The sequence below is a fragment of the Thermoplasmata archaeon genome, from assembly GCA_035532555.1.
Lineage (GTDB): Archaea > Thermoplasmatota > Thermoplasmata > Lutacidiplasmatales > UBA184 > Lutacidiplasma.
Map to the genome: position 1 here is coordinate 33953 of DATKQS010000009.1, position 15698 is coordinate 49650.

General features: G+C 67.9%; 16 protein-coding genes. 8 read left to right on the forward strand and 8 right to left on the reverse strand.

Annotated elements, in window-relative coordinates:
* Window positions 1–258 precede the first annotated feature (258 nt).
* On the reverse strand, window positions 259–1785 hold the full coding sequence (gene hutH, locus VMV28_02030) for a histidine ammonia-lyase (protein HUZ79388.1): 1527 nt from the start codon (window positions 1783–1785) through the stop codon (window positions 259–261).
* 46 nt (window positions 1786–1831) lie between these two features.
* Entirely contained in the window at window positions 1832–2347 is a 516-nt protein-coding gene (gene sodN / locus VMV28_02035; GenBank protein ID HUZ79389.1) for a superoxide dismutase, Ni, read from the reverse strand.
* Window positions 2348–2395: 48 nt separating this feature from the next.
* Between sodN and VMV28_02040 the strand changes: the two genes are divergently transcribed.
* From VMV28_02040 to VMV28_02060, 5 genes are read left to right on the forward strand one after another with little or no spacing between them, the layout of a single operon-like run.
* Window positions 2396–2815, forward strand: a complete 420-nt coding sequence (locus VMV28_02040; GenBank protein ID HUZ79390.1) for a S26 family signal peptidase — start codon at window positions 2396–2398, stop codon at window positions 2813–2815.
* Between the two features lie 20 nt (window positions 2816–2835).
* Window positions 2836–3906, forward strand: a complete 1071-nt coding sequence (locus VMV28_02045) for a substrate-binding domain-containing protein (protein ID HUZ79391.1) — start codon at window positions 2836–2838, stop codon at window positions 3904–3906.
* Window positions 3907–3923: 17 nt separating this feature from the next.
* Complete coding sequence (locus VMV28_02050) at window positions 3924–4781, forward strand: ABC transporter permease (protein ID HUZ79392.1); 858 nt, start codon at window positions 3924–3926, stop codon at window positions 4779–4781.
* Window positions 4778–5800 carry an ABC transporter ATP-binding protein gene (locus tag VMV28_02055; protein HUZ79393.1) on the forward strand — a complete coding sequence of 341 codons (1023 nt, stop codon included), beginning with the start codon at window positions 4778–4780 and terminating at the stop codon, window positions 5798–5800. The genes VMV28_02050 and VMV28_02055 overlap by 4 nt, the downstream gene beginning before the upstream one ends.
* A 2-nt stretch (window positions 5801–5802) precedes the next feature.
* Window positions 5803–6441 carry a TOBE domain-containing protein gene (locus tag VMV28_02060; protein HUZ79394.1) on the forward strand — a complete coding sequence of 213 codons (639 nt, stop codon included), beginning with the start codon at window positions 5803–5805 and terminating at the stop codon, window positions 6439–6441.
* Here VMV28_02060 and radA read toward each other — a convergent pair.
* The 4 genes from radA to VMV28_02080 all read right to left on the reverse strand — a co-directional run bounded on the left by radA (window position 6416) and on the right by VMV28_02080 (window position 10475).
* Window positions 6416–7399 (reverse strand): DNA repair and recombination protein RadA, encoded by a 984-nt coding sequence (gene radA, locus VMV28_02065; protein ID HUZ79395.1) that lies wholly within the window; start codon window positions 7397–7399, stop codon window positions 6416–6418. The genes VMV28_02060 and radA overlap by 26 nt on opposite strands.
* A gap of 81 nt (window positions 7400–7480) precedes the next feature.
* Window positions 7481–8431, reverse strand: a complete 951-nt coding sequence (locus VMV28_02070) for a phosphoribosylaminoimidazolesuccinocarboxamide synthase (protein HUZ79396.1) — start codon at window positions 8429–8431, stop codon at window positions 7481–7483.
* Between the two features lie 59 nt (window positions 8432–8490).
* Entirely contained in the window at window positions 8491–9039 is a 549-nt protein-coding gene (locus tag VMV28_02075; protein ID HUZ79397.1) for an N-acetyltransferase, read from the reverse strand.
* Window positions 9036–10475, reverse strand: coding sequence for an NADP-dependent malic enzyme (locus VMV28_02080; protein ID HUZ79398.1), 1440 nt, complete (start codon window positions 10473–10475; stop codon window positions 9036–9038). Before VMV28_02080 ends, VMV28_02075 begins: the two co-directional genes overlap by 4 nt.
* Before the next feature lie 148 nt (window positions 10476–10623).
* On the opposite strand from VMV28_02080, the gene VMV28_02085 reads away from it, so the two are divergent.
* From VMV28_02085 to VMV28_02095, 3 genes are all read left to right on the forward strand, one after another.
* Window positions 10624–11709, forward strand: coding sequence for an MBL fold metallo-hydrolase (locus VMV28_02085; GenBank protein HUZ79399.1), 1086 nt, complete (start codon window positions 10624–10626; stop codon window positions 11707–11709).
* A 95-nt stretch (window positions 11710–11804) separates the two neighbouring features.
* Complete coding sequence (locus VMV28_02090) at window positions 11805–12782, forward strand: hypothetical protein (protein ID HUZ79400.1); 978 nt, start codon at window positions 11805–11807, stop codon at window positions 12780–12782.
* Window positions 12779–13924 (forward strand): hypothetical protein, encoded by a 1146-nt coding sequence (locus tag VMV28_02095; GenBank protein ID HUZ79401.1) that lies wholly within the window; start codon window positions 12779–12781, stop codon window positions 13922–13924. Before VMV28_02090 ends, VMV28_02095 begins: the two co-directional genes overlap by 4 nt.
* A gap of 42 nt (window positions 13925–13966) precedes the next feature.
* Here VMV28_02095 and VMV28_02100 read toward each other — a convergent pair whose 3' ends face one another.
* Together VMV28_02100 and map are read right to left on the reverse strand one after the other, a co-directional pair.
* Window positions 13967–14764, reverse strand: a complete 798-nt coding sequence (locus tag VMV28_02100; GenBank protein ID HUZ79402.1) for a class I SAM-dependent methyltransferase — start codon at window positions 14762–14764, stop codon at window positions 13967–13969.
* A 46-nt stretch (window positions 14765–14810) separates the two neighbouring features.
* Entirely contained in the window at window positions 14811–15695 is an 885-nt protein-coding gene (gene map, locus VMV28_02105; protein ID HUZ79403.1) for a type II methionyl aminopeptidase, read from the reverse strand.
* Window positions 15696–15698: the final 3 nt, after the last annotated feature.

Here is a 15698-nt window from a genome sequence, read left to right on the forward strand (position 1 = left end):
ATATTGTCCGGCTCTTCGATTCCGGAACCAGATTCGCCCACGCGCTTAGGTGTGATTTTCCCTCCGGAAGAGGTCGAATTTCACCATCCAGCCCTCCTGGAAACTATATAGCTGGTTGAGCGGTTATGTACAATGGCCTCGGGCATCGGCGAACCGGCCCCCTGGTGGCACCGTCCAACAGGCCAGGGGGATGGGGCGCCGGTGCCTTCCCCGTTCCAACGAACACTTCGAGGGCGCACTCGCACGAGAAGGGGGTCCCTAGAACGGGACTTCGGCGCGGACACGTTGGGCGAACGAGCCATCGGCGATCCCCTGGGCGACCCGCTCGATGTCGGCGGCAGGACTTCGATCCTGAGACCAGGGCGCGACCTTCTCCCGGAGCACCCGCAGGGCCGCTTCGCTCCCCCGGCCTCCCGAGAGCGGGCGGCGGAGCTCGAGCGCTTGACCGGCAACGATCCACTCGATCCCGACCACACGTTGGGTGTTGGAAAGGATCCGGCGCAGTTTGGCACCGGCCCAGGGACCCATGCTGACGAAATCCTCCTGATCGGCCGAGGTGGAGATGCTGGTCGCGCTGGCCGGATCGACGAGGGTGGCGTTCTCGTTCACGAGCGCGGCCGCGAGGTACTGGGGGATCATCAGCCCGGAGGTCATTCCCGGCTCCGGGGCCAAGAAAGCCGGCAATCCCCGGTTCAGAGCGGGATGCAGTATGCGGGCGGTTCGACGCTCACTGAACGCGGCGATGTACTGGACGGGCAAGGCGAGCGTATCGAGCGCCAGCGCGAGCGGCTGGCCGTGGAAGTTCCCTCCGCTGATGAACTCGTCCCCCTCGAAGATGAGGGGGTTGTCGGTCACCGCGTTCAGCTCGCCGCGGGCGATCCCTTCCGCGAACTCGATCGCCAGCTCCACCGCGGCGAAGACCTGCGGGATGCAGCGCAGCGTGTAGGGATCCTGACCCTGCCAGGTGGCACGTGGGAGGGCAAGCTTGCTGTAGGCGAGCAGCGCGCGCATCGCGGTGGCCGCCCGCCGTTGGGCCGGGAGGTTCCGCGCCTCCCCCAATCGATCGTCCAACGACTCTGGGTTGCCCTCGAGGGCATCGAACGAGAGGGCCGCTGCGACCTTGGCCGCGTCGTATAACTCGCGCACGTCCGTGACCGCAAGTGCCAGGTAAGAGCCCATCAACGCGGTTCCGTTGATGAGGCCGACCCCCTCTTTCTCCACGAAAGATAGCGGTGCGATACCCTCGGTCTGGAGCACGGTCGGGGCGGCCACCCGACTGCCGGCTCGGTCGATGAACTCGCCTTCGCCCATCATCGCGAGACCGAGATGGGCGAGCGGTGCGAGATCGCCGGAGGCCCCGACCGATCCCTGCTCGGGTATGTACGGCACTAGGCCACGGTTCAGGAGCTCGACGAGGAGGTCGACGAGCTCGCCGCGGACGCCCGAGTGACCTCGCACGAGGGAGTTGAGTCGCAGGAGGATCAATCCTCGGACGATGTCCCGTGGCAAGGCGGGTCCCGCGCCACTCGCATGGCTCCGGATGAGGGAGGTTTGGAGCTCCCGGGCCCGGGCCGGAGGGACGGCGTGGTTCGACATCGCGCCGAAGCCCGTGGTCACCCCGTAGACGGGACGACCGGCGGCGACGGCCCGTTCGACGACCCGGCGGCTCTGGGCCACCGCCTGCCGGGCCTCCGGGGTCAGGGAGACCGCGCACCCGCCCCGGACGACCGCGAGGAACTGTTCGAGGGTGAGGGAGCGACCGTCTAGGGGCAGAGTCTCGGTCATCGGGTGCCGGCGATCGGACTCGTCCGGCGCTATTGAACGATGCGCCCTAGGGAGGCACCGGAACCACGAGCTCGCCGCCCGGCTTCTGGAGCGAAGGCTGGCGCTTGGAGGTCGCTCCCTTCGTCTTCCAGAAAATCTCCGCGAACTCCTGGACCTGCTTCAGCAGCTCCTGGGCGTCCGCGATGTTCGTTCCCTGGCGGGCTTTGGAGGCCTGCTTCAGGATCTTCCAGGTGAGGTCGTGGATCGCCGGGTGCTGCTTCGCGTGATCGGCGGTGAAGTAGTCGCCCCAGATGACCCGGATCTCCTGCTTCAGCCGTTCGGCGTGCTGCTCCTTGACGAGCTGGCAGCGCCCGAGCTTCGCAACGTAGGCGTCGACCTCCTCCGGCTTGCTCGTGGGGGTCGGCCGCGGGAGCTCGGCGATGAGCTGGTCCATGCGGATGATCGTCAAAGCCGCGATCTGGGCCTCGTGCGGGTCATAAATACCGCACGGAATGTCGCAATGGGCGTATACGGGTGCGGGGTCTCGGACAGTGTCTCGGACCGCGTCAATCCACGCACGGATTCTCGAGGGAGCGGACATGGCTCGATATACCGCCCGCGGAGGATAAGGTTGCCGGAACCGGTGCGCTCCGCGTTCGCTCGATTCCACCGGTGGTGGCGGAGCCGGCGCGTGGTGGTGCGAGATCGATCGATGGAGCCAACGCTACGGCCCGGAGATCGCCTGTACGTGGATCCGGCACCCGCCCGTGCGGGTCGACTCCTCCGCGGGGACGTGGTCGTGCTGCGCGACCCCGCTCGTTCGGTCGAGCGCTTGGTCAAGCGCATCACCGGGCTCCCCGGGGATGCGCGACCGCCGAACGAATCCCCGATCCCTCCCGCGCACCTCTACGTCGTGGGCGACGCGGGCGAAGGGAGCCGCGATAGCTCGGAGTTCGGATCGGTCGCCATGAGCGAGGTCGAAGGGGTAGTCTGGTTCCGCTACGCTCCCCCCGAGCGGCGCGGGCCGCTCGGCGACCCAACGCTTAAGTGATGTTGGCATTTCCAACATCGATGCGTCCGGTCGCGCGAAATCTCGCGGTTGTGGGGATGGCCGTCATCGCGATCGGGGCGGGGTTCGTCGGAGGATGGTACGCCCATCCCTCGGGATCGACCTCCGCCGGAGGTACCACCTCCACGCTCGCCGTCCTTGCCGCGGGAACGCTGGGAACGAACCTGCCCTCGTTCGCCTCGAGCTTCGCGAACGAGACCCCCGGAGTGCAGGCTCCGCTCTCGGCGCAGCTCTACGAGGGGAGTCTCGCCGCCGCGACGACCCTGACCGTGCTGGGGCAGCCGTACGATGCGTTCGTCTCGGCGGACTATCGGATCATCCCCCAGCACGTCGAACCGACCGCGGCGAGCTGGGAGGTCGTCTTCGCGGCCGACCCCCTGGTGCTCGCCTACGATCCGAGCGTCCCGGGCCTATCGAGCATCACCACCTCCAACTGGGCGAGCGACATCGTCCAGCCTGGGATCACGCTCGGAACTCCGAACGCGAGCGCGGACCCTCTCGGGTACAACGCGATCTTCACCATCGAGCTCCAGGATTCGCTCGACGGCGCGCGAGGGGCGTTCTACTCCCACTTCTACACGGGAAGCATCGGCGGCTTTGCGGGCCCGGTGACCACGGTGACGAAGATCGTCCCTGAGACGCAGGCGGCCGCCGTCCTCTCCACCGGTACGGTGGACACCTACCTCATCTATCGCTCCTACGCGATCGCGAATCACCTCGCCTACGTCGAACTGTCGCCCCACGTGAATCTCGCTGCGTACGACCCGGCGTCCGTCGCCAACGATACCGCGGCATCGACCACGATCGTCTCGGGAACCTCGACCCGGGTCGTCTCGGGCGCACCCGTGCTCTTCGCCGCCACGGTGCCGAACACGGCCCCGAACGTCCCCCTCGGCATCGCATTCATCGCCTACCTACTGTCGAACCAGACGTCGGCGGCCTGGACCGCCGACGGCTACTCCGTGATCGCGCCGGCATGGACCGACCATCCGAGCGCGATCCCCGCGGCACTCGCCGGCTTCGCACCGGATTCCTTGCCGGTGGTGCCGGCCTACCTCGCCGAGCTCTACTAGCGACCCAGATTCATCCCATGACGAATGACACGGTAGGGGATCGGGGCGCTCCGGCGCGACGCGCGTTGGGCGCCGTCCTGGCCGCGTCCCTGATCGGCCTGTTCATCCTTCCGATCATCGCGCTGTTCCTTTACGCAGGCTACGGCAACATCGCTAGTGCCGCCGGGAGCGTGGAGTTCCGGACGGCCTTGTACTTCACGCTGCTCGCCTCTGGGATCGCGGTGTGCTTCGGGATCCTCCTTGGAGTGCCCCTCGGATACATCCTCGCACGCTACCGCTTTCCCGGCCGATCCATCGTCGAGTCGATCGTGCTGGTTCCCGTGATGATCCCCCATCTCATCGTCGGAATCGCGCTGCTCGTCCTCTTCGCGCCGACCAACCCGTTCGGGGCCTGGGTCGCTGGGCTCGGGATCCCGATCTTCGATGCGATCTGGGGCGTCGTGCTGGTGATGGTCTACGTCGGGGCCTCGTACGTGGTGCTCACGAGCGAGCTCGCCTTCCGCTCGGTCGATGGAGAGGCGATCGAGGCCGCGCGATCGCTCGGGGCGTCGCCGACCGAGGCGTTCGCGACCGTAACGCTGCCCCAGGCGTTCCGCGGCATCGTGACGGGAAGCCTCCTGATGTGGGCCCGCGGGGTCAGCGAGATTGGTGGGTTCCTCATCCTCGCCTACGCGATCTATCCGAGCTTCCCGTATGGGGGCCCCGTGACGAACACGGCCTCCGTCTACATCTACAACCTGTATTCCACGACCGGCGTGCAGGCCGCCGCCGGCGCGTCCGCGCTCCTCGTGCTGGTCGCCCTCGCGGTCTTCGTGGTCGTTCGCCTCTTCGACCGCACGGGCATGGCCTGGACGAAGGTCGGCTGGTTCGCATGACCGACATCCGGCTCTCGGAGGTCGTGGTCGACCGGGATCGCTTCCGCGTCGGCCCGATCGACCTCGAGATCCGCTCCGGCTCCGCGACCGTCCTGCTCGGCCCGTCCGGAGCGGGCAAGACCAGCCTGTTGCGAGGGATCGCCGGATTCCTGCCGCTCCGGCAGGGAGCTGTGCGTGTGGACGGGGTCGCCGTCGAGCGATCGCCTCCGGAGCGCCGGGGATTCGGGTTCGTCCCTCCGGGCCTCGGGCTCTTCCCCCACCGGCGGGTGCGGCAGAACGTGAGCTATCCCCTCGACCTGCGGGGGACGCCGGACGCGCGTGCGCGGGTCCAGAGGTGGATCGATCACTTCGAGCTCTCGGAACTCGCCGAGCGATATCCCGCTCAGTTGAGCTCGGGCCAGCGCCAGCGCGTGGCGATGGCCCGGGCGCTCGCCGGGGAACCGCGCGCGCTCCTCTGGGACGAGCCGCTCGCGGCCCTCGATGTGGAGAGTCGCGACGTCCTGCTCCGGCTCCTGCGCGAGCTCATCGAGTCCGAGGGAATCCCGCTGCTGCTCGTCACGCATGACCCGGCGACCGCGTTCGCGCTCGCTTCGAACGTCGTCGTGCTGGAAGAGGGACGGGTCCGTTTCCAGGGAGCGGTGACCGCGCTTCCGCACGCACCGCTCAATCGGTTCATGGCACGGTTCCTGGGCTTCGAGAACCTCTTTTCGCGGGAGGAACTCCTTGCCGCGGGCGATGGCCCCCTTCCTCGGGCGTTGCTCGGGGACGCCGGCCCGAGTGGGATCGTCGTCCCCGACGATGCCCTGAGCTGGACCGCGGCCTCCTCCGACAGCGATCTCGCCCGCATCACCTCGGTGCGATGGGCCCCGCGGGGCTGGGTCCTGACGCTCCGACAGGGCGCGTTGGCGTTCTACGTGCACTCGCCCTCCGACTCCCTCCGCCTGCGCGTCGGCGACACCGTCCGGCTCGACCTCGATCGAACCCGGCTCCGGCCGCTCACCGCGGAGGGGGCGTCGTAGCGATGATGGAGCGTTGGCTGGCTCCGATGGACGTCCGCTTGCTCGCGCAACTGTCGACCACTCCCAACGTGGTCCGCGCCTCCCGCTCGCTCGGGATCCCCCGAGATCGAGCGGTCTATCGGCTCGCCCGGCTGCGTCGCCTCTATGGAGGCCCCGTCGTGCGCGCGCGCCGCGGGGGTTCGACACCAGGAGAGACCCGGCTCACGGCGCTCGGACGACGACTGCTGCGCGACGCGAGCGACGCGCGGCCCGATTCCCGTATCAACCGGTTCTCCGGGATCTACCGCGGAGGTCGATCTCCGAAGGTCGATCTCGGCCATGGACGGCAGCTCGAGGTTTCCTTCCGAGGGCGCGAAGGAGCGCCCGTGGAGGTCGTTGTGGACCCGGGCTCGATCGTCGTCGCTCTTCGCCCGGTCGAATTGAGCGCTCGCAATGCCCTCCCCGTCACGGTCCAATCCACGAAGTCGCACGGCGCCCAGAACGCGGAGCTCCGAGCCCTCTGGAGAGGGCTCGTCGTGCGGGTAGGGATCACGCCGGGTTCGATCCGCCGGCTCGCGCTGGACCGCGGCGCACGGGTGTACCTCTACGTGAAGGCCGTGTCCGTTCGCCGCGTCGCTACTCGCGGATCCCCTCGCTCGTGAGCGAGTAGACCGCCTCCCCCTCGGGGAGGTTCGGCGAGTCGATGAGGCGCGCGATGCGCTTCGGGGGCTTGGATTTGCGCAGGTAGAGCCGGTAGGTGGAGGCGTGCGCCACGATGTTCCCTCCGATCGGGCGGGTCGGGTCGCCGAAGAGGATGTCGGGGCGCGCCATGACCTGGTTCGTGACCACGACCGCGGCGTTGTACGTGTCGGCGAAGCGCAGGAGCTCATGGAGGTGCTTGTTCAGGAGCTGCTGCCGGGGGGCGAGCTCGCCCCGTCCGGCGTACTCGGACCGGAAGTGCGCGGTGAGGGAGTCGACCACGAGGAGCCGGACCGGCCTCTGCCGTGCGAGCTCCTGGGCTTTCTGGACGAGGAGCATCTGGTGGCTCGAGTTGAACGCCCGGGCGACGTGAATCTTGGTGAGCGCCTCCTGCGGGTCGAGGCCGACGGCCTTCGACATGTCGATGATCCGCTCGGGACGGAACGTGCTCTCGGTGTCGATGTAGACCGTCTCGCCGAGTAGCCCTCCCTGGGCGACGGGTAGTTGGACGTCCACGGCGATCTGGTGGGCTATCTGGGTCTTCCCAGTGCCGAACTCGCCCGCGAACTCCGTGATCGCCTGGGTCTCGACGCCGCCGCCCAGGAGTTCGTCCAGCGCCTTCGCGTTGAGCGTGATCCGCCCCAGTTTCTTGCGTCGCTCGAGGACTTGGGTCCCGAGCTCAAACCCGCCGACGTCGGCCTTCCGGCGCGCCTCGCCGATGATCTTCTGGGCGATGGTCAGTCCGATGTCCGCGGCTTCCGCGATGTCCCCGGGGGAGGCGACCGCCAGCTCCATGAGGTCGGTGTAGCCGGCCTCTCGGAGCTTGTCGGCCGTCGTTGTGCCGACGCCGGGGAGGTCCTCGAGCGCGATCTCGGTCTTCTCGGGAACGGCCGGCTCCGCCGGTGGGGCTGCACGAGCGATCGGTTTCGGCGACACACTCTGATGAGTTGCGCCGGGGGAGATAAGCGTGGGGGAGAGGTCGCGAAACGGCGGAATCTGCCGTCAGGCGGAGGGGGTGAACGGCTGGCCGGTCAGTCGCTGGTACACGGTGGTGTACAGGCGACTGACCTCATCGACCAGGAGCGGAGGCAGCGGCGGGATCTCCGGCTCGGGTCCCCCGGCCTGTCGAGCGGCCATTAGGCGATCGTAGTATCCCGTCGAGCGGTAGTGTTGGCGAACGAACTCCTTGGAGAAATCGACCTGCCGGCCCCGCTCGAACGCGTCTCGGTCCCAGAATCGGTCCTCGTCCGCGGTCCCGAAGGTGTCGACGACCATCAACGCTCCATCCGCGTCGACCCCGAACTCCTTCTTTCCATCGACGTGCAACAGGCCGCGCGGGGCGATCTCCCGCTGCATCGCGCCGTCGATCTTCAGGATCGTCTCCTTCAGTTCGTCCATCTGCCGCCGGTCGAGCGCCGAGAGCTCGAGGGCCTCCTCGATCGTCAAGAGACGATCGATCGGCTCAAGCTTGGTCGTCACCTCGAAGTGGGGCTCGGGGAGCGGGTCGGCGAACTGCAGGTGCTTGCCCGCGGGGAATCCGAGTTCCTCGGGCCTGACCTTGCCGGAGCGCACCCGGTCCCACATCGACCCGGCGATGTAGTACCGTACGATCAGCTCGAGCGGGATGAGGTAGTTCTTCGGGTGCGGTCCGAGCGACCTCGGTTGCGGAACGACCTGGACGCGCTTGACACGCATCGAGGTCGGGCCCGAGAGGCGCAGGAAGTGGTTGGGAATCTTGTGCGTTCGGCAGCTCTCGAACCAGAACGCGGCCGTCCGGTTCAGCGTCTCTCCCTTGTGGGGGATCTCGCTCGGGATGTGCTTGTCGAAGACGGAGATGTCGTTGGTGAAGCGGAACTCGAGCTCGGTGGGGGAGACGGAGTAGACCTCCTTGACCTTGCCTCGACGCAAGTACTGGGGCTCGCCCGACCTCGACGGCGGCGGGCTCTTGGACATACCGCAGCGAGGAGGGTTCCGTTCTTTAAGCTGACCGACCGGGGCGCGTTCGATCGGGCTCACATCATGCGGCCGTGCAGGGTGGTGATCGGGCGGAACCCCTGCTTCGTGTAGAAACGGATCGCGATCTCGTTCTGGACGGGGAACTCCGCCGTGAGCACCCCGGCCCCTTTGGCCTTCAGCGCCGCCGAGAGCTCTTGGAGAAGGTATTCTCCCACCCCCCGGCGTCGGTAGAGCGGGAGGAGGTAGATGTCGAGGATGACGCCCTCCTTCTCCGGGGAGTAGAAAGGCCGATCCCGGACCCGGGCGCGAACGACCCCGACGACCTTGTCCTTGTCCGTTCCGACTCCTTCGGCGGCGAGAACGAGCGCTTCCGGGTCGGAGATGTCGCGCTTCAGGATCTCGATGGCCCGCTCCTCCGCGTCCGGACGCACCTTGAGCAACGGGTCGAACTCCTCGTTCAACCGCTTGAGCCGGAGGATGAGAGGGACGAGCTGCGCGATATCGCTCGCGCGCGCGGGCCGCAAGTGGATCGGAACGCTGGGTCCGGTCGTGGTCGCGTTCGGGTTCGGTCGCTCGGCTTCAGTTTTCCCCTTGGGCGTCGTCATCGTTTCTTTCTCCGTGGGCTCTTTTCATCGGGCATCGGCAGCGTGACCCCCGAGCGCGCCAGTTCGCGGGCGAGTTTTGGGGGGCGCCGCATGATTTCCTGGGCGATCCGGTAGAACTCCGCGCGCGTGCGGGGACGCCCGGCGATCCCGAGACGCACCGCCTCCTCCGCAACCGCGGCGGCCACGTGCGGAGAGAACTCCGTCTCCTCCATCGTGGGAAGGATGTGATCGACCGTGAGGCCCGCATCGTTGGCGTGGCGGGCGAGCTCCTTGGCCGCAGCGAGGACCACCTGGTCGGGAATCGAACGGGCTCGGGCGTCCAGGATGCCTCGGAACACCGCCGGGAAGATGAGCGAATTGTTGACCTGGTTGGGAAAATCGCTGCGGCCCGTAGCGACCACCGCGGCGCCGGCGGCCTTCGCGATGTCCGGCCAGATCTCCGGGTCGGGGTTCGCGAGCGCGAAGACGATCGGCCCGGAGGCCATCGCGCGGATGTGCTCGGGCTTGACAGTGTCCGGAGTGGGCGTCGAGGCCGCGAGCAGCGCATCGGCCCCCTCCACCGCCTCGACGAGGCCGCCTCGACGGTCACCTCCATCGGTTTGCAGGGCGAGCCGGTACTTCCACCGGTTACGGACCATGAGCTCGTCCACGTCCCGACGCTCGGCGTCGAGGATTCCTTTGTGGTCGACCAGCGTCAGACGGTGCGGATCGTGGCCGAAGGCGAGGAGGAGTCGCGCGGTGGCGATGTTCGCCGCGCCGGCCCCGAGGAGCACGGTGCGCATCGAGCGGACGTTGCGGCCGGTCAGCTCGATGGCGTTCAGGAACCCGGCGATCGTGGCCGCGGCCGTTCCTAACTGGTCGTCGTGCCACACGGGGATGGGGAGGCGCTTCTGCAACTCCTCCAGGATGCGGAAGCATTTCGGGGACGCGATGTCCTCCAGATTGATGCCGCCGAACGCCGGTGCGATGCGCTCGACCGTCTCGATGAACGCGGCGTCCGACTCGACGAAGATGGGCAGCGGGATCGCATCGACCCCGCCGAGATACTTGAACAGAAGGGCCTTGCCCTCCATGACCGGAAGGGCGGCGCGCGGACCGATGTCCCCGAGGCCGAGCACGCGGCTCCCGTCCGTCACGATCGCAATGGTGTTCCCGCGGCCCGTCAGGTCGAAGGAGCGGTCCGGATCTGCGGCGATCGCACGGGAGACCGCGGCAATCCCCGGGGTGTACCATAGGGAGAAGTCCGCGAGGGAGCGCACCGGGACGCGCGGGACCGTCTCGATCTTCCCGTGATAGTACTCCGCGAGGCGCAGCGCGCGCGCTCCGAGCGCGTCGGTCCGCTCCGTCGCCGTGCGCTCGATGGCTTCCTCCGAAGCCCGCTTGCGGCTCTTGCGGCCCGTCCCGGGATCAGACGGTGGCATCGCGGCCTGCACCATCGGTCGGGCGCGACCTAGTGGGCTCGTATTAACCCTTTGGATAGACGAAGCGTGGCTTCGGCAATTGACGTATGACCGGGGCTCCCACCGATGGCAGTGAAGCCGGGCCACCGAACAGGTCTTGAGCCGCCTCGCCGTTCGATTCCGTGTGCCCTCTTCCCCCAACCCGCTCCCACATCCGTTCTTCCGGCCCGCGCGGGAAGGTGCGGTTCCCCTCATCGGACCGAAGGAGCTGAGCGATCTGCTCGAAGGGCCCGAGCCTCCCTTGATGCTCGATGTCCGTTCCGATGCCGAGCGTCGGTGGGTCCACCTACCGGACGATCGCCACGTTCCGATCCATCTGCTCCCGAGAGAGGCCACGGCGTTACCCCACGACCGGCCGATCGTGACCTACGACCATTTCGGCCCCGACGCTCGTCGGGCGGCTGAACTTCTTCGATCGAGGGGCTTCGATTCCGCTGCGGCGCTCGAGGGCGGGATCGACGAGTACGCACGCATCGTCGATCCATCGCTCCCCCGGTACCGGGAAGGTGAAGGCGAGCGCGGACTCCTCCTCCAACAGCTACCCCGCCCCGACACCGGGTGCCTCGCGTACTTCCTAGGAGATCCGGTCGCTCGCGAGGCGGTCCTCATCGATCCGGGGGTCGACACGGATCCGTACCTCGAAGCGCTGCGCGGTGGAGCCTGGCACCTCGCCGCGATCGTCGAGACCCACACGCACGCCGATCACCTCGCCGGTCACTCGTCCCTGCATCTCGCGACCGATGCGCCGATCTACGTCAGCCGCCGCTCTCCCGCCCAGTACCCGCACCGCACCCTTTCGGAAGGGGAGGCGATCGACTTCGGTTCGGAGGAGCTCCGGATCCTCGAGACCCCGGGTCACACGCTCGATCATCTCACGCTGAGGGTCCGGGATTCGGCATTCGTGGGCGATACCCTCCTCATCGGCACCTGCGGCCGCACGGACCTAGGCGACGGTTCGCCGGAGATGCTCTGGGACAGCCTCACCGGCAAGCTGATGCGCCTCCCGGACGAAGTCGAGGTGTACCCGGCCCATTTTGGGCCTTGCCACTCGCTCCCCGCGCGTTACGTCTCCACGATCGGGTTCGAGCGCGCGACCAACGAGGCGCTAAACCAGCCCTCGCGGGAGGCGTTCGTTCGGTACATGACCGAAGGATGGCCCCCGAAACCGACCGACTTCGAACAGATCGTTCGTGCGAACCTCGAGGGTTGATCTCGAGGTTGCCTCGCGCGCAACCGCGTTTCCTCGCTCGCATCGCGGCGTTTGCGCGACACTCTTAAGGATGGAACCCGGGTCCATCGTCTCCCATGACCGTTCGGACCGCGCTCTCGGGACCGTTCCCGAGGTCGGAAGCGCTCGTCGCGGCGACGCGGGACCTCGATCGGGGTCGTACGACCCTCGAGGCGGTCGAGGCGCTCTACACCCGCACCGAGAACGAGGTGCTCGCCCTCGAGCATCGGCTCGGAGTCGACGCGCCCACGGCGGGGTACTTGCGCTGGCAGGACATCTATCGCCCGATCTCCGAGTCGTGGTCGGGGTTCTCGGTGGGCCCGGTTACCCGGATGTTCGAAACGAACACGTTCTTTCGCCAGCCGATCCTCCTCGGGCCGCCGGAGCGCGTGCCCGGCGCCATCGCCGCACGGATCCCCCTTCCATTGCGCATGGCGGAGAAGTCCCGGGCGAAGATCGTCCTCCCGGGCCCGTACACCTTGGCGCAGGCGGTGGACAATCGCTCGGGGGATACCACCGAGGGACTGATCCATCGGCTCGGACGCCTCCTCGGCGACGAGCTGCACGAGTTGCACGGCCGCGGGTACTCGATCTTCCAGTTCCAGGAGCCATCCCTCGTCGTGGACCCTCCGACCGGTCCTCGGGCAGAAGCGGTGCTCGCCGCGTACCGGGCGATCGAGGCGCGCTCGAGCGGCTCGACCACGATCGTTTGGACGTACTTCGGGGACGCCGCCCCCGAGCACGCCCTCCTCGACCGGTTGCCCGTATCGGTGATCGGCGTAGATCTTGCGGAGACCGAGTACGAACGCCTTCGCCCGTGGACCGCCTCCAAGGGACTCGGCCTCGGCGTGATCGATCCCCGCACCACGCTGCCCGAGGACCCCGCGGAGGTCGCCGAGATCGTCCACGACCTCGCCGCCCGCCTCCAGCCCCCCGACCTCTGGCTCGGTCCCGGCGGACCGCTCGATCTGCTGCCGGCCGAGGCGGCCGTTCGCAAGCTCCAGCTATTGCCCACGGCTCGGCAAGAGATCGCCGCCCGAGGGGGCGCTCGATGACCTCCCATCCGTTGTTCCCGTCGCAGGAGATCGGGAGCCTGATGAAGCCCTTCTGGCAGTTGCAGGGCGCCCGGGGCGGACCGCTTGACGAGCGCGCGCGGAAGGAGTTCCAGGCGTGGGACGAACGGATCCACTTCACCCGGGGCGCCGAGACCATCGCGAGCGCCCTCCTGAGCGGTTCGCCCGGGAGCGTGACGCCCGAACAGGTCCGGGACCTCGGCGCGCTCTTCGGCCTGCGCTACTTCGAGAGCGCCGGGCTCGATCGGGTCTACGACGCCGAGGCCCGCCGTATCGAGATGTACGAGTACCCCATCCGCCAGATGCGCGGCTTCCAGTTCTTCGGCCACGTGCGCTCCTTCGACAACAAGTACTACCTCAAGGCCGCGAACACCGGCGAGATCCGACTCGAGCGGCCGTACCATACCGAGGAGTTCGAGTTCGTCCGGGCCCATGCGCGGGCGGAACCCAAGATCCCCATCACGGGCCCGTACACCCTCGCGGACTGGTCGTTCAACGAACACTTCCTCGCGCGCCAGAAGGGCTGGAAGGGGCGGGCGAGCCGGCGGGCCGCACAACGCGAGTTCGTGGTGGAGCTCGCCCGCAAAGCGATCCGCCCGACCCTGGCCGCGCTGATCGATTCGGGTTGCCGCGTCATCCAGATCGACGAGCCCGCTGCCGGGACGCACCCCGACGAGGGAGATCTCGTGGCGGAGGGGTTCAACGCCGCGACCGAAGGTCTGGACGCGGAGTTCTCCATGCACATTTGTTTCTCCGATTACCGCAACCTCTTCCCCGCCCTCCTCGAGGCGAAGCGCTGCCGTCAGTGGGCCTGGGAGTTCGCCAACCGCGACCGGGACGGACGCGACGGCTACGAGGTCCTCAACGTGCTGCGGGAGTACGGTGACACCCGGGACGTGGGCCTGGGGGTCCTCGACGTGCATCGCGATGAGATGGAGACCCCGGAGAAGGTCGCGGAGCGGATCGGGCGTGCCGCCAAGATCCTCGGCGATCCGAAACGGATCTGGGTGAACCCGGATTGCGGCCTGCGGACCCGAAGCCTCGACGTCGCCTACGCCAAGCTCGAGGCCATGCACCGCGGAGCGGAGCTCGCGCGCGCGGAACTCTCCAACCCACGAACCTGACCGATGATTCCACCGGTCGCCGATGCTCGAGGGACTTCCCCCTTAGGACCTCTGGCTCCTCGAACGGCTTCGGTTCCGTACCCGCGGGGAGGATGGTTTCGACGGCTCGGCCGGTCGAACCCCGACGAACAGTCCTCGGTCATGGCCGGTGCCGAGCCCCGTGCGGAAGTGGCGGGCCCGCAGCCCCGCACGGCGCATGCGTTCCAAGGTGTCGGGAACGGTGAACAGCCCCATGACGTGCGAATCCCGCAGGTATCGAACCGGTCCTCCCGGCGTCGCGATAAGGAAGTGAAACTCGATGATCGACTCGTTTCCGCGCCGTTCGCCGACGCTCATGCGGGCGAGGCGCAGCTCCGGTGTGTTGTGGGTGATCAGGTGGGAGTGGCCCACCCGGTACTCTTCCGGCGCGAGCCACGGCTCGATGATCACGACCCCGCCGGGCCGCAAGTGGCGGGCAAAGTTCCGCAACGTTGCTTCGAGCGCGGGAAGCGTACGTACGTATCCGATCGCGCTGAACAAGCACGTGATCACATCGAATTCCTTGGCGAGATCGAAGGACTCCATTCGACCCCGCGTGAAGGGAACTCGGGGGAGACGTCGTCGAGCGAGCCGAATCATCGAGGCGCTCGCGTCGATCCCTTGACCGTCGTACCATCGCTGGAAGTACTGGAGGTGACCCCCCGTGCCGCACGCTACGTCGAGCAGCGTTCGGGCACGCGGAGGACCGAACCGTCGGACGATGGCGCGGACCCGGCGCGCCTCGCTCCCGTAGCGAGCTTCCGAGTATATCCGATCGTAGTAGCTCGCGAGCTCGTCGTACATTCGGGTCGACTTCGTCATGACCGGCGGATCGTGTTCCAGCGACCGGGGCTCGAGGGCGCGCTCCTCACTCTCTGAGCTCCGTGAGGACCTCGGCCGAGGTCGGGCCCACCAGCACGGTATGCTCCGCCTGGGAGACCCAGCCGCCCCCACTCTCGACGAACACCGGATACGTCTGGAGGAACCGACGACCTTGGGCGAGGGCGGTGCGCTGCGCCGCATCGGTGACCCAGCGCGCCGTGAACGGGAGCGTTCGGAACCGCTGAAAGAGGGCCGAGAGCTCCGGGTCGCCCGCTCCGGGATCCCGTCGGAAGCGCACGATGTGACCGAACGAGCCGTTCTCGATCGATCCGGCTCCGTTCGTGGCGAACGGCTCGATCGCCACGATCTCCCCCTCCTCGAGCGTCTCACCGGTCGCTCCGCTCACGTTGGGGATCGATTTGCCCGCGTGGAGGAGATATCGCTGGATCGTGTGCCCCGTGAGGTTGGAGACCGGCTTGAACCCCCGCGCGTGGATCGCCGACTCGATCGCACGGCTGATCTCGTCGATCGCGACCCCGGCTCGGACCTGGGCGATCCCGGCGCGCACGGCGTCCTGGGTCGCGCGAACGAGGTTCTCGTACTGATGGGTCCCGCCGACCTCGACGGTCTCCGCCGTGTCCGAGATGGCGCCGTCGAGGTGGGCCCCGACGTCCACCTTCACCAGGTCCCCGGCCTCGAAGGCGAGGTCGTCGTTCGGGCTCGGAGTGTAGTGCGCGGCCTCGAAGTTGCGAGACAGATTCGCGGGGAACGCCGGGAGGGCACCGTCCCCGCGGATCGACGCCTCGATCACCTCGGCGACCTCGCGGCGTGAGCGGCCGGGCCGCAAGGCGCGTACCCCAACGGCGCGGGCACGTGCCGAGATGCGGCCGGCCTCCCGCCACCGATCGACGTCTTCGGGATAGCGGGCCATCCG